Origin of the sequence: Emticicia aquatilis, from assembly GCF_014644295.1 — a bacterium.
Classification (GTDB): domain Bacteria; phylum Bacteroidota; class Bacteroidia; order Cytophagales; family Spirosomataceae; genus Emticicia; species Emticicia aquatilis.
Map to the genome: position 1 here is coordinate 18,547 of NZ_BMKK01000026.1, position 15,566 is coordinate 34,112.

Annotated in this window: 11 protein-coding genes; all 11 read left to right on the forward strand. The window is 40.0% G+C overall.

Features of this window, described 5'->3' with window-relative positions; all coding sequences use genetic code 11:
• The first annotated feature begins 19 nt into the window (after window positions 1–19).
• The 11 genes from IEX65_RS27860 (at window position 20) to IEX65_RS27910 (ending at window position 15,458) form a co-directional block, all read left to right on the forward strand.
• A complete protein-coding gene (locus IEX65_RS27860; protein WP_188771685.1) occupies window positions 20–625 on the forward strand; it encodes a TetR/AcrR family transcriptional regulator in 606 nt (201 codons plus the stop codon).
• Between the two features lie 67 nt (window positions 626–692).
• Entirely contained in the window at window positions 693–1,376 is a 684-nt protein-coding gene (locus tag IEX65_RS27865; RefSeq protein ID WP_188771687.1) for a Rossmann-fold NAD(P)-binding domain-containing protein, read from the forward strand.
• 27 nt (window positions 1,377–1,403) lie between these two features.
• Window positions 1,404–1,874, forward strand: coding sequence for a (2Fe-2S)-binding protein (locus IEX65_RS27870; protein WP_188771689.1), 471 nt, complete (start codon window positions 1,404–1,406; stop codon window positions 1,872–1,874).
• A 5-nt stretch (window positions 1,875–1,879) separates the two neighbouring features.
• A complete protein-coding gene (locus tag IEX65_RS27875) occupies window positions 1,880–4,048 on the forward strand; it encodes a xanthine dehydrogenase family protein molybdopterin-binding subunit (RefSeq protein ID WP_188771691.1) in 2,169 nt (722 codons plus the stop codon).
• A 180-nt stretch (window positions 4,049–4,228) separates the two neighbouring features.
• Window positions 4,229–5,125: an SMP-30/gluconolactonase/LRE family protein gene (locus tag IEX65_RS27880; protein WP_188771693.1), complete on the forward strand. Its 897-nt coding sequence runs from the start codon at window positions 4,229–4,231 to the stop codon at window positions 5,123–5,125.
• Window positions 5,126–5,237: 112 nt separating this feature from the next.
• Complete coding sequence (locus tag IEX65_RS27885; RefSeq protein ID WP_188771695.1) at window positions 5,238–6,665, forward strand: AAA family ATPase; 1,428 nt, start codon at window positions 5,238–5,240, stop codon at window positions 6,663–6,665.
• Between the two features lie 41 nt (window positions 6,666–6,706).
• Window positions 6,707–7,660 carry a sugar phosphate isomerase/epimerase family protein gene (locus IEX65_RS27890; RefSeq protein ID WP_188771697.1) on the forward strand — a complete coding sequence of 318 codons (954 nt, stop codon included), beginning with the start codon at window positions 6,707–6,709 and terminating at the stop codon, window positions 7,658–7,660.
• A 202-nt stretch (window positions 7,661–7,862) separates the two neighbouring features.
• Complete coding sequence (locus tag IEX65_RS27895) at window positions 7,863–11,285, forward strand: transglutaminase family protein (protein WP_188771699.1); 3,423 nt, start codon at window positions 7,863–7,865, stop codon at window positions 11,283–11,285.
• A gap of 235 nt (window positions 11,286–11,520) precedes the next feature.
• Entirely contained in the window at window positions 11,521–14,082 is a 2,562-nt protein-coding gene (locus IEX65_RS27900) for a circularly permuted type 2 ATP-grasp protein (RefSeq protein ID WP_188771701.1), read from the forward strand.
• Window positions 14,072–14,941 carry a transglutaminase family protein gene (locus IEX65_RS27905; protein ID WP_188771703.1) on the forward strand — a complete coding sequence of 290 codons (870 nt, stop codon included), beginning with the start codon at window positions 14,072–14,074 and terminating at the stop codon, window positions 14,939–14,941. The genes IEX65_RS27900 and IEX65_RS27905 overlap by 11 nt, the downstream gene beginning before the upstream one ends.
• Before the next feature lie 10 nt (window positions 14,942–14,951).
• The gene (locus IEX65_RS27910; protein ID WP_188771705.1) at window positions 14,952–15,458 is read left to right on the forward strand and encodes a GNAT family N-acetyltransferase; all 507 of its coding nucleotides are present in this window, start codon (window positions 14,952–14,954) and stop codon (window positions 15,456–15,458) included.
• Window positions 15,459–15,566 lie beyond the last annotated feature (108 nt).

The following is a 15,566-nucleotide window of genomic DNA, read 5'->3' on the forward strand; positions in this document are numbered from 1 at the left end:
TGATTAGTCAATCTATTAAATGGATAAAGAAAAAAAGATACTTGATACAGCCTTAAAACTTTTTGTTGAATTTGGGTTTCATGGCACTCCTACCAGCAAAATTGCCAAAGATGCAGGGGTTGCCAACGGAACACTTTTTCATTATTTCGCAACCAAAGAAACTTTGATTAAAGAACTTTATGTAACTATCAAAAATGAATTAAATCAAATTTTGGCGAGCCAAACCAACCCAACCGATAGCATTAAAGAAGCTTTTCGTAAACTCTATTTCACTACCATCAATTGGGCGTTAATTAATCAAGATAAATTTTATTACATCCAACAAGTACATTTTTCGCCCCATTTGGCACAAATTCCTGCTGAAGTGCTGCACGAACAAAGCAAAATGCACATTGCTTTCATAGAAAAAGCAAAAGCGAGTGGTGAAATAAAAATTATGCCTAACGAGTTGCTTTACACGCTCGTGAATAGTCAGATTATGGGAATTTATCAGTATGCTTTAACACAACCAACAGACCAACAACAAGACAGTATCGAACAAGGATTCGAGATGATTTGGGATTTAATTTGTAGTCCACAATCAATTGCGGGCGGCGTACCGCTCCAAGAGTCGAAATCAATATAAAATATTTATAGTTAGGAGTTTAAAACTTCCTAAATTAAAAAACATGGAATCTTATTCCTCAAATTAAATGAAAATAAAAGCAATTATTACGGGAGCAACTGGAATGGTGGGCGAAGGTGTACTACACGAAGCCCTCAACCGTTCGGAAGTAGAATCGGTTTTGGTTATTGGCCGTAAGCCATGTGGTGTTGTTCACCCAAAACTCCAAGAAATTATTCATTCAGATTTCTACGATATTTCTCCGATTCTCAATCAACTTTCGGGCCATAATGCCTGTTATTTTTGCTTGGGGGTTTCGTCTGTTGGCATGAAAGAAGCTGAATATTTCAAACTTACACATACGCTTACTCTCAACTTTGCCGAGAAATTAAGTTCGGTAAATCCAGCAATGACATTTTGTTACATTTCGGGAGCAAGTACTGACAGCACCGAGCAAGGCAGAAGTATGTGGGCAAGGGTAAAAGGTAAGACCGAAAATGATTTGACGAAGCTACCCTTCAAGGCAGTTTATAATTTCCGTCCAGCTTTTATGTTGCCCACTAAAGGCCTCAAAAATACATTGCCTTATTACAAATATATTTCTTGGATGTACCCAGTAGGCCGAAGACTTTTTCCGAATTATTTCAGTACCTTAGCCGAACTCGGACAAGCGATGATAAATACCTCAATTAGAGGCTATGCGAAGCAAATTTTAGAAGTAGAAGATATTTTGGTGATGAGTAAATCAACTAACAAAGATTCAATTCAATAACATTCAAACCAATCAACATAAAAACTAATGAAAATCGACTTCACAATAAATGGTAAGCCAATAAGCGTAGATATTGACCCTGCCATGCCATTGCTTTGGGTTGTCAGAGACGAACTCAAACTCACGGCTACGAAATTTGGCTGTGGAATGGCCATGTGCGGAGCTTGCACACTCCACATAGATGGCGAAGCAACTCGTTCATGCTCTGTTCCTGTCGAAAGCATCGCAGGAAAAAACATTACAACACTCGAAGGACTTTCAGAAAGCACTGAAAAGCTTCACCCTATTCAACAAGCTTGGATAGAAGAGCAAGTACCACAATGTGGTTATTGCCAATCGGGTTTTATGATGGCAGCAGCCAAATTATTGAAAGAAAACCCAAATCCGAGCGAAGCAGATATTGCCAATAGCATTACCAATATTTGCCGTTGCGGTACTCAACCACGTATCATCAAAGCCATCAAACGAGCAGCCGAAATTTCTAACCAAAAAATCTAAAAACTATGTCAGCAGATAATACAAAGAAAGGTTTTTCACGTAGAAAATTCTTACAAAGAGGAGCAATCGTTTTAGGCGGAACAGTAGTTGCAAGTTATTTGGGTTGCTCGCCCATGCGTCGATTTACAGCTCAAAAAGCTGAGAGCATGGATTTACCAGCAATGATGAGTTCGTTGCAACCAAATTTTTGGTTTGAAGTATTACCTGATAATACGATTGCATTGAAATCGCCAAAAATAGAAATCGGGCAAGGCGTATTTACGGGGCTTGCTATGCTGGCCGCCGAAGAATTAGATGTGCCTTACGAGCAGATAAAAGTTGAACACTCCGTTACAACCAGTGGCTTGTACGATGAAATGAATACTGGTGGAAGTAACTCAACATCAAGCCTTTATGAGCCAGTCAGAGAAGTAGCTGCTACCATGCGTGAAATGCTCAAAGCAGCTGCTGCTAAAAAATGGGGTGTAAAAGCCAGCGAAATCAAGACCGAAAATGGCACGCTGATTTCGGGAAATAATAAAATGACTTATGCTGAGATAGCAAAAGAAAACAAAAACTGGGATATTCCGAAAACACCAGAGTTGCGACCAAAATCGGCATTTAAAGTAGTTGGCAAGGCCGTAAAGCGAACTGATTTGAAAGCAAAAGTAATGGGAACCGCTAAATACACACTTGATAGCGAGCTACCCGAAATGCTTTATGCGGTTTTATTACAATCGCCTTACTTAGATGGTACAATCAAGACACTTGATACAAAAGAAGCTGAAAAATCGGCAGGTGTGGTAAAAGTTGTCCGTGAGGGCGAACTCGTAGCGGTGGTTGCTAAAACTTTCTATGCAGCCGACAGTGCTTTCAAGAAAATACAAGTTGAATGGAACACGCCAAATAAAGTTCAGCAAGCCGACTTGATAAAACTTGTAACGGTTGGCAATGGCAAAGAAGTAAATGTTCAGAAAGAAGGCAACGCCAAAAGTATCATCGAAGATAACAAGGCAAGCGTTTTCCGTCAAGAATATCGCACGCCGATGGCAGCACACGCCCAAATGGAAGTAAATGCGGCCATTGCCCATGTCGAAGCTGATAAAGCCGTAATCATTGCTGGCACTCAAGGGCCAAAGATTGTCATTGATACAGTTTCAAAAGCACTCGATATCAGCAAAGACAAAGTAGAAGTACATACACCTTATGTGGGTGGTGGTTTCGGAAGAAAAGCCGTAAAAGGACTTTACGTTGAAGCCGCTTTGATTTCTAAGGCAGTGGGAAAGCCGATAAAACTCTATAATTCTCGTCAGCAAGAGTTTCAAAACAGCTTGTATCGCCCGAACACTCACCATGTTTTGCAAGCAAAAATTGCACAAAATGGAGAAATTGAAGCCATCATGCACGACCAATCTACGCCAGATATGCTCAAGAATTTAATGGGGACTGACCTTCCGAATAAAATACTGGGAGCAGATTTTATTTCGGCTGGACACGGAGCAAGTTTCATGTATAATTTCAAGAATAAATCGGTTTCGGTTTGGAATGCCGAAGTACCGATTCCGATTGGTATCTGGCGTGGTGTCGGGATGTTTCCGAATACTTTTGCCATTGAGAGCTTCATGAATGAATTGGCACATCAAACCAAGAAAGACCCAATTGCTTTCAGAATTGGCCTATTGCAAAACGATGATAAAATAAGTGTAAGAGGCAGGAAGGTTTTAGAAGCCCTCATCGAAAAAAGTGGTTGGACAACACCAAAAACTGAAGGTATTGGCCGCGGAATTGCCATCGGAAATGACCGAAAATCAATTGCCGCAGCAGCCATAGAATTAGCCATAGTAGAAGGGAAAATTGTTATAAAAAAGGTTACTCAAGTGTTAGACTGTGGCGTCAGCATTAATCCTGAGGGTATTAAACAGCAAATTGAAGGAGCAACCATGATGGGAATCGGGGCTGCACTTTATGAAGAAGTAACGGTGAAAGATGGACAAATCGAACAGGCTTATTTCAGTCAATATCCGATGGTTACATTAGCCGATGTTCCCGAAATCCAGTGCTTTATCCTCGAAGGTGATGATGTTCCTTACGGTGTGGGTGAGCCTCCTCTCGCTCCTATTGCTCCAGCCATCGCAGGTGCAATTTTAGACTTGACTGGGAAAGCTGTTCGCTCATTACCAATTCGTTTGAGTTGATTAGTTATTAGTTACTGGAAAATTGGTTTGAGAAGCAAATCACTAATTTCCCAGTAACAAGTTTCCCAATAACCAATCAACCAATAACAAAAAATACATTTGGGATTTGTACAGAAAAAGGTTATTTTGCAATGCGAAATAACCTTTTTCGTTTTTAAAAATATCCTCTATTCAACCCCAATGAAAAAAACTACAATAAGCATTTTTGTGCTATTACTCTTTGTGCTTAATGGTTTTGCACAACAGGCCAAAAGTAAAATCATTGCCAAAGGAGCAACCCTCACCAAACTTTCGGGCGAATATGCCTTCACTGAAGGACCTGCCGCCGATAGCGAAGGCAATGTATTTTTTACAGACCAACCCAATGACAAAATCTACAAATGGTCGGTAGCAGATAACTCAATTTCTGTTTATATGGACAAAACTGGTCGCTCAAACGGCCTTTATTTCGACCGTGCAGGAAACCTACTTTCATGTGCCGATTTAGAAAATCAACTTATAAGTATTGATAAAAATCAAAAAATCACGGTTTTGGTCAATGATTTTGAAGGGAAGAAATTTAATGGGCCAAACGACCTTTGGGTTGCTCCAAACGGTGGCATCTATTTTACTGACCCTTTCTACAAACGCCCTTATTGGAAGCATACGGAAATGGAATTGCCCGAAAAACGAGTGTATTATCTTTCTCCCGATAAGAAAACGGTCACAATTGCTGCACGTGAATTTGTTGCACCTAATGGAATCATTGGCACGCCCGATGGAAAAACTCTGTATGTAGCCGATATCGGCGACCGCAAAACTTATTCATTCCCAATCAATCCTGATGGCACTTTAGGCGAGCGTAAACTTTTTGCTCCGATGGGTTCTGATGGAATGACGATAGATAAAAAAGGGAACGTATATGTAACAGGTAAAGGTGTAACGGTTTTTGATAAGAATGGCACGCAAATCGAGCAAATCGAAACTAAAGAACCTTGGACAGCCAACGTAACCTTCGGCGGAAAAGACCGTAAAACCCTTTTCATTACTGCTTCAAAATCGGTTTATACACTTAAAATGAAAGTGAAAGGTGTTTAGTGCAATTTTTATTATCAGCCAAATCCCTGTATTTACAAATATTTTGGCTGAGTTTTATTTTTAATTATCAGCCAAAACCTTATATTTGTAAGAGATTTGGCTAATAATAAAGATGAAAACAATCATAGGTAGAGAACTTGAAAAGAAAATCCTTAGGGAAGTCATAGAATCGGATAATGCCGAATTAGTGGTTATTTATGGAAGAAGGAGAGTTGGGAAAACCTTTTTGATTCGTGAGTTTTTTGAGAAAGAATTAGTTTTTGAATTTTCGGGTCAGTACGATGTTAAAACTAAAATTCAACTTCAAAACTTTACCAATAAACTTGACCAAAGTACTAAATCAGCCTTTCCATCTTCGCTACCAAGCAATTGGACAGAAGCCTTGAATAGGCTTAAAACCTATTTAAACCCGATTCTCGACAAGAAAAAGGCGGTAGTTTTTTTTGATGAATTCCCTTGTATTGATTCACCAAAATCTGATTTTCTGAGTTCATTTGATTATTTCTGGAATGACTGGGCAAGCAAAAAAGATAATTTAAAAGTTATTATCTGCGGCTCAGCTGCTTCATGGATGATTAGAAAAGTAATTCAAAACAAAGGAGGGCTTCACAATAGAATTACTAAAAAAATCAGACTACTGCCTTTTACATTAAAGGAAACCGAAAAGTATCTGCAAAGTAAAAATATTACCTTAGACCGATTTCAGATTTTACAATTATATATGGCATTTGGGGGTGTTCCTCACTATTTAAAAGAAGTAAAAAAAGGAGAAAGCACCAACCAAACCATTGATAATGTGTGCTTTAAGAAGGAAGGATTATTATTCGGTGAATTTGATAGTTTATTTCGTTCGTTATTTAAAAACCATGAAACACATGTACAGCTCATCAGAGAATTATCAAAAAAAAATAGTGGCTTAACTCGAAATGAGTTATTACAAAAAATGAGTATAAAGTCGGGCGGAACTGCCTCGTTAGTTATTGAAGAATTAGAAGAATCCGGTTTTGTGACTGGCTATATACCTTTCGGAAAAAACAAAAAAGACTTCGTTTATAAACTAACCGATGAATACTGCTTATTTTATCTAAAATTTATAGAAAACAATAAAGGAAAACAGTCATGGGTGTTTATGCAAAATGCTCAGTCATGGAAAAGTTGGGCGGGGTTTTCGTTTGAATCAATTTGTCAAAAACATATTCGAGAAATCAAAAAAGCATTGGGTATTTCTGGAATTTACGCAGAAGAATCAAGTTGGAGATTCAGAGGGGATGAAAAAGAAGAAGGAAGTCAGATAGATTTATTGATTGACCGAAAAGACGGTTGTATTAATATATGCGAAATGAAATTTTCGGAGTTTGAGTTTGTAATTGACAAAAAGTATGCAGCGGACATAGCCCATAAAATCAGCACATTTAAAGAAGTCACTAAAACAAAAAAAACAGTTTTCTTCACAGCAGTAAGCACTCATGGATTTAAAAATAATGAGTATAAATTAAGGTGGGTCCAGAGTGAAATCACTATGAATGATTTATTTGCATAAAATCAACATTTCAACCTAAAATCATTTTTAAACTATTTAAGATGGAATCTTCTAACATTTCTCGTAGAAATCTTATAAAATCAACTTTAGCAACGGGTGCTGGTTTGGCACTTGGCTTAGAAAATGCTTCTGTTCAAGCTCCAAAAACAGCTAAACATAATTTTAGCTATTGCTTGAACACCAGTACCATTATGAAGCAAAATATCGGTCTGATGGCCGAACTCGATGTGGCAGCCAAAGCAGGTTATTCGGGCATTGAAATTTGGGTAAGAACCCTCGAAACGTACGCCAATAACGGAGGGAATTTAAAAGATGTGCGTAAAAAGGCACAAGATTTAGGCCTAACCATTGAAGATGCCATTGGTTTTGCATCTTGGATTGTTGACGACCCTAACCTACGAACAAAAGCCCTCGAACAAACCAAACGTGAAATGGGAATGCTGGCCGAAATTGGGTGCAAACGTATTGCTGCTCCACCTTTCGGAGCAACCAACAAAGCGGGAATTAGCTTACAAAACGCCGCAGCTCGCTACAAACAAATGCTCGATTTGGGTGATGAAATGGGCGTTTTGCCACAACTCGAAATGTGGGGATTTTCGGCAAATTTGCATCTTTTTGGCGAAGCTCTTTTCGTAGCCGCCGAAAGCGGACACCCGAAAGCAGTTGTACTGTCAGATGTTTATCATTTATATAAAGGTGGTTCAGAATTTAATGCCTTAAAAATGCTCAACGGACAATGTATGCAGATGTTTCACGTAAATGATTATCCAGCCAATGTTTCAAGAGAAAAAATCAATGATAGCTACCGAGTTTTCCCAGGCGATGGCGTTGCTCCACTCACACCAATTTTTCAGATGTTAAATGAGAAAAACGTACCGATTGTACTTTCGTTAGAGCTTTTCAACGAAGATTACTGGAAAATGCCAGCTCTTGAAGCTGCCAAAGTTGGTTTTGATAAAATGAAGGCTTCGGTTGAGAAAGCTGTGGGTGCTTGAGTTTTGAAATACATTGAAAATACACTATTTCTTAGGTCGGGATTGATAAATCTCGGCCTATTTTTTTATACCATTATTTCCACTATTTCTTGCACTAATCTACCCGAAAATAGTATTATTCAAGGGTTTTGAACTAATTATTTACTATTTCACTTTTTTTCATTTATCTTGACATAGTTGATTCTAAGCCTTCAAAAACACTATGTCTATAAAAGTTGCCATTTCGCACAAAACAGCCTACAAATTTGATAGGAGTGTTAGTCTTTCACCGCATATTTTCCGATTGCGACCTGCCGCTCACTCTCGAACAGCCATTGAAGGATACTCGTTTAAAGTTCTTCCCGAAAATCATTTTATTAATTGGCAGCAAGACCCCTTCGGTAATTATCAAGCAAGGGTGGTTTTTCCAGAAAAAACGACCGAATTACGCATCGAAGTAGAGGTAATTGCACGTTTGCAGGTAATCAACCCTTTTGATTTTTTTGTTGAAGAATATGCCGAGAAGTTTCCTTTCAAATACGAAACTACACTTCAAAAAGAACTTGTTCCTTATTTAGAAACAAAAGATATTGGCGAAAAAACGCAGCATTTTATCGACCAAATGTCTATTCAAAAAGGCATCAATACAGTCGATTTTTTGGTGTATGCTAATCAACAAGTGTATAATGCTCTCAAATATAATATCCGCTTAGAAACAGGCGTTCAAAGCTGCGAAGAAACCCTCTCACTCGGTAGCGGTTCGTGCCGAGATTTTGCATGGCTTTTGGTGCAAGTCTTGCGTAGTTTTGGACTGGCCACTCGTTTTGTTTCGGGTTATTTAGTACAACTCGCTCCCGACGTAAAATCACTTGATGGCCCTTCTGGTCCCGAAAAAGATTTTACCGACCTACACGCTTGGGTAGAAGCCTACGTACCAGGTGCAGGTTGGATTGGCCTCGACCCAACTTCCGGACTTTTCGCCAGCGAAGGACACATTCCGCTCAGTTGTACACCCGATTACGCCAGTGCCGCCCCAGTAACTGGTGCCACCGATATTTGCGAAGTTAGTTTTGAGTTTGATAATAGTGTTTTCAGAATCCACGAAAATCCAAGAGTCACCAAACCTTACACTGAACAACAGTGGAACAAGGTAATGGAAGTAGGAAATGTGGTTGAAAAAGACCTCATCGAGGGCGATGTACGACTAACAATGGGTGGCGAGCCAACTTTCGTTTCGATTGATGATTTTGAATCACCCGAATGGAATTCTACCGCCGATGGCCCTCTCAAACGAAAACTGGCTTATGATTTAGCTCTTCGCCTCAAAAAACGTTTCGCACATGGCGGTTTGTTGCATTTCGGACAAGGAAAATGGTATCCGGGCGAGTTATTCCCACGTTGGCAATATGCACTCTATTGGAGAAAAGATGGCCTTCCGATTTGGAAAAATGATAATTTAGTAGCTAAAGAAGGCGAAACTAAATATACTTTTCATGATGCCGAACGCTTTGCGATAGAGTTAACAAAATATTTGGGCATTGACCCGAAAAACATTATGCCTACTTACGAAGACCCAATCTACTGGGCTTTAGAAGAAGGTAAATTACCAGTAAACCTCGACCCGTTGGCAGTAAATCTGAAAGATTCTGTTCAGCGACACACACTCGCAAAATTGCTCGAAAAAGGCTTAAATAATCCTGCGGGCTTTGTTTTGCCACTCAAATGGGAGCATGACTCTGCTCATTGGACGAGTTGTGTTTGGGAATTCCGCCGTCAGCAATGTTATTTAATTCCAGGAAATTCTCCCATCGGGCTACGTTTACCATTGGAATCTTTACCCAAAACTTCAAAACTCAAACGAGAGCATCCAGTTGAAAGAAGTCTGTTTGAGGAATTACCACCACTCGGCGATTATTACCAATCGCTCGAAGAACGCTACGGAACAACTTCACCACTATATAAAGCCCCTGAAAAGGCCGTAATAGTTGAAAAAGATGAACAACAAGCTAAAGAAGAATCTGAAGATACTTCGTTGCTTTTTGAAGTTGATACATTTTCAACGGCCTTGTGCGTAGAAGAACGTGACGGAATTATTTATGTTTTCCTCCCTCCTACCGATTACCTTGAAACCTATCTCGACATGATAGCTTCGGTAGAAACTACGGCCGAAAAACTTCAAATGCCAGTCAGAATTGAAGGTTACACGCCAAAATCCGACTATCGCATCGAAAAAATGATGGTAACACCCGACCCCGGTGTGATTGAGGTAAACGTACACCCAGCCAAGTCGTGGCAAGAAATTGTCGATAATACAACAGCACTTTACGAAGAAGCTTTTTTTGCTCGTTTAGGCACCGAAAAATTCATGGTTGATGGCCGCCATACGGGTACTGGCGGGGGCAATCACGTGACGCTCGGGGCTTCAAAACCCGAAGATAGTCCGCTGCTTCGTCGACCAGATTTACTGCGAAGTCTGATTACCTATTGGCAGCATCACCCAGCATTGAGCTACCTTTTTGCAGGTCCGTTTATTGGGCCAACAAGTCAAGCTCCACGCATTGACGAAGGCCGAGATGAACGCCTTTACGAAATGGAAATTGCTTTTGAGCAAATTCCAGAAGATAAAGAAGTGCCGTTTTGGATGGTTGACCGTATTTTCAGAAATTTATTGACTGATATTACAGGAAATACGCACCGAACCGAGTTTTGTATTGATAAACTCTACTCGCCTGATTCTTCAACGGGTCGTTTGGGAATTCTCGAACTACGGGCATTCGATATGCCACCGCACAAACACATGAATTTAGTACAAAACCTTTTGGTTCGTGCGTTAGTAGCGAAGTTTTGGAAACAACCATACAAGAAAAAACTCATCAGATGGGGAACGGAACTGCACGATAAATTCTTATTGCCACACTTTGCTTATCTTGATATGATTGATGTAGTAAACGACCTAAAAGATGCAGGTTATGACTTCGATATTTCGTGGTTCGACCCATTCTTTGAGTTCCGTTTCCCGCATCATGGAAGTATCACGGTTGATAATATCCAACTCGAAATTCGTTTAGGAATTGAGCCGTGGCACGTTTTGGGCGAAGAGTTGACCAATGCCGGTACCGCTCGCTTCGTGGATTCATCACTTGAAAGATTACAAGTAAAAGTTTCGGGGATAATTCCAGAACGTCATATTTTATTATGTAAAGGTTGCCGAATTCCACTAAGAAGTACGGGAACAAAAGGCGAATACGTGGCAGGAATCAGGTATAAAGCGTGGAATCCACCGTCGGCGTTGCACCCAAATGTGGGCGTAGATGCTCCATTAGTTTTTGATATTGTTGACACATGGAATAACCGAGTAGTGGGCGGTTGTACGTACTTCGTTTCGCACCCAGGGGGGCGTAGTTTCGATACGTACCCAATCAACAGTTACGAAGCTGAATCTCGAAAAATTAGTCGCTTCTGGGATTTCGGGCATACTCCTTCGAGTACAATCGAGCAGACCGCTCCGGTATTCGATACGCCAACGGTTTCAAGATTTGTGGCTCAAAATAAAACTGACCTCAAGCCCGATACACCGATTGAATTGGTAAATCCTGAATATCCAAACACTTTAGATTTAAGACATTATTGGAAGGCAAAGAAATAGAAAATAGTAATTTTAATATCCCACTGAAACCGCTGAAAATCGCAGAAAAAAGTTTGTAATTTCTGCGGTTTTCAGCGAAATCGGCGGGAGTAAAAATATTAAATAGCTTCAACGCAATCAACTAAGTACAAATACTCAGTACCATCACCAAGCATTTTATTTGTTTAATTAAAGAATTTATTGGTTTTTTCCACTTAAAAAGCATTATTTTGTGAATGACCTTTAAAAGTAATAAATGATAGAAGATTTATCTTTGAGCCTGCTCAATTCATATAAAAAAACAATCAATTCCTATGATGAAGTAATCGACCAAAATGGTCAGGTGAAACCTCATTGGCGAAGCCTTTTCGATACTTTGGAGTCGATTGGTATGGAAGAGTTGGAGCTGCGAAACCAAGAAATCATCAATAAGCTCAAAGAAAACGGTGTTACCTACAATGTTTATAATGCCGATAATGGCGGAAATCGTGCGTGGAAACTCGACCCGATTCCGTTTTTGATACACCAAAAAGAATGGCAAAATATCGAAAAAGGAATCAAACAAAGAGCTCATTTACTCGATTTGATTCTTCGAGATATTTATGGGCCACAATTATTGATAAAAAAGAATATCATTCCTGCCGAATTGGTTTTTGATAATTCGGGCTTTCTACTGCCTTGTTTTGATATTAAGCAAAAACTACAAAATCAATTACTGATTTATGCCTGCGATATGGCTCGTGGGCCAGATGGTAAAATGTGGTTGCTCGATAACCGAACACAGTCGCCTTCAGGTTCGGGGTATGCCCTCGAAAACCGCACGGTTATGGCGAAGGTTTTTCCCGAACTCAATAAAAATATTTATCGAAATAGGCTCTCGCCATATTTCAACCATCTACAGCAAACAGTAGCCACGCTGGGAAATATTTCCAACGAAAACCCAAATGTAGTTTATCTGACCCCTGGGGCGGGCAATGAAACTTACTTCGAGCATGTTTACCTGTCATCTTATTTGGGTTACACGCTCGTACAAGGCAGTGATTTATTGGTCAGAGATGGCTTTGTTTGGCTAAAATCTATTGATGGACTGGAGCGTGTAGATGTCATTATCCGACGTGTGGACGATGATTGGTGCGACCCACTCGAACTACGCCAAAATTCACTTTTGGGTGTACCGGGTTTGCTGCAAGTCATGCGTATGGGCAATGTGGCAGTTGTAAATCCACCCGGCACGAGTGTCGTAGAAAATTACGGTTTGTTGGCATTTATGCAGAATGCTTGTAAATTCCTGCTCGATGAACCTTTACTGATGAACTCGGTAGCCACTTGGTGGTGCGGACAACCACGAGAATTGAACTTCGTGCTGAGTAATTTACACCGACTTATCATCAAAAAAGCCAACCGCAAGCAAGGATTTAAGTCGCTCTATGGGCGACAAATGAGCAAAGATGAACTGGAAAAACTTCGTAAGATGATTTTGCAAAATCCGAAAGATTTTGTGGCTCAAGAAGAAGTAAGTCTTTCTACCACTCCTTCGTTGATTGATGGAAAATTAGTGCCTCGTTTTGCTGCTATCCGAACTTTTTTGGTATCTGACGGCAATGACTATAAAGTAATGCAAGGCGGCCTCACTCGTAGCTCACCCGTAAAAGATAAGTTTGTAATATCTAATCAACTGGGCGGATTATCGAAAGACACTTGGATTGTAACCGATACACCAACCGAGCATTACGAACGAATAGTTGTACGCAAAGCAACTAATAATCAGCACAATAACTCACTCACGAGCAGAAATGCCGAGAATTTATTTTGGGTCGGACGCTTATTTGAGCGAACAATGGCCTTGACGAGTTTCTTGAAAATCGTGCTTGACCGCCTCAACGAAAACGTAAACGATAAAGGTAAAAAGCAACAGGAATACTTGGTGGTTTTACTCAAATCAATCACACATCTGACTTGGAGTTACCCTGGCTTCACGAACGAAGAAGACGATTCGATTTTGGAAAACCCCGAACCAGAGTTGTTTAGCTTAATCAACGACCCTCGAAAAGTGGGTTCGGTTGCCTATAATATCCAATCTTTCTTGCGTACATCGAATCAAGTAAGTGACAAGTGGAATACTGATACTCGCCGAATTTTGAACTTAATTGAAGATAATCTGCAATCGCTTCGAGATTCGCACAGTATCAACCAAGTAAGCCACAGTTTGGACAGGCTCTATACTCGACTTTTTGCTTTTTATGGCAATATTTTCGAGACATTACCACGTGACAGCGGTTTTTATTTGCTCGAAGCGGGTAAAAATATTGAACGAATTTTATCGCTCATTTCGGTACTGAGGTCGGCGTTTAGCTTCAAAAATAACGATGAAGTAGAAACCGTTTTGATGGAAGCAGTTTTAGAAAACCATCATCTTTTGGCCCAATACCGCCATATTTATAAATCTCATTGGAGCTTGGTTGCGGTGCTAAATATGGTTTTCTTAGAGACAAATCTGCCTTATACACTGGCTTATTTGCTCGATGCTTTATCGAATTGTTTAGCAAAATTACCAAAGAATATTGACTCAACCCGATTGAACATAGCCGAAAGAACGGTCTTAGAAGCAGGAACGCTCATTAAACTTTTTGATGCCGAAAGCATGATAAAAGCAGATGAAGATACGCAATATCGCACGGAACTCGACAAAACCTTAGAACAGGTTTTCGACTTGATTTCTAACGTTACGGGTAATCTTGCAAGCTTATACTTCAATCATTCGGTCATACAACATTCGTTTTTAGATACCATTGAAAAAATAAATTCAGATGAAATATAAGCTAAGGCACCAAACGGTCTATACTTATGTAAATCCTGTTGATAATTACCAAAGTGTGCTTTGTTTAGAACCGCTATCGCAGCCCACTCAACTATGCCACAACTTTGATTTAGCAATTGAGCCACAGCCCACTAAGGTCTATGGCCGCAAAGACTTTTTTGGTAATACTCAGCATTATTTTTCTTTGCACGAGTCGCATAAAATATTGAAAGTGATTGCTTCGAGTGAAATTGAGATATTACCCCGAACTTCCATGGCTATAAGTGCGGTTACGTGTGAGGAAGCAAAAACGAAGTTTCAGAATGACAATGCTTTAAAAATTGAGGTTTTGCAATATCAACTTCCAAGTCAGTTTATCAAATGGGACGATGAAATTAAGGCTTTTGCCGAAACTTGTCTTTCGCCCAATGTGCCGCTCTTTGAGGGTGTAAGTAAACTTTCTGCTAAAATTTTCCACGAATTTCAGTTTAAATCAGGTTTTACGAGTGTAAATACACCCCTCAAAACCGTCTTGAAAGAACGCAAAGGTGTATGTCAAGACTTCTCACATTTGGCCATTGCGTGCTTGCGAAGCGTTGGTTTGGCAGCTCGCTACGTGAGTGGTTATATCGAAACAATTCCGCCAAAAGGAAAGCCTAAATTACAAGGTTCGGATGCATCGCACGCTTGGATTTCGGTTTATATTCCCGAAATGGGTTGGTGCGAATTTGACCCAACTAATAACCTCATTCCGAGCGATAAGCATATCGTTACGGCCTATGGTCGAGATTATGCCGATGTCGCACCACTTAAAGGTATTATTTTTAGTTCGGGTGAGCATAAAGTGGCAGTAGAAGTTGATGTGATTCGTGAAGATTGATGCTAAAGCAATGATAGAAACCGAACGCCTGATTTTACGACCGCTGACTTACGAGCAATTACTCAAATACAGCAATTTAGATGATTCTTTAGAAAAAGAACTCAATACCGAAAAATCTCCGAGAAGTATATCTCCCGAACTCCGTGAAGCCCTCGACTACGGCATTATTCCGCATGTAGCGGACGAACGCCAAAACTACCTTTTCTCCACACTTTGGACGATTATCTCGAAAGAAAGCAACAAAATGGTAGGTGATGTGTGCTTCAAAGGCGAACCCAACATTGATGGAGAAATAGAAATCAGCTACGGTACACACTTTGAGTTTAGACGAAAAGGCTACATGACCGAAGCCGTTGGCGAGATGCTTAAATGGGCAAAAACACAATCGAGTGTGATGAAGGTTTTGGCAAATACCGAAAAAAATAACCTTTCTTCGCAGCGTGTGTTACGCAACAACAGCTTTTCACAAATTGGCGAAACCGATGGGATTGTTTATTGGGAGATTCGGGTGAAATAAACATTTTGAGTCACTGGCTTTTTTCCTTCGATTATATTGCATTGTAGAGACGTTGCATGTGCCGAGCGAAGTAGGGTTGAACCCTATTAAGGCGAAATGGAGTTGTCC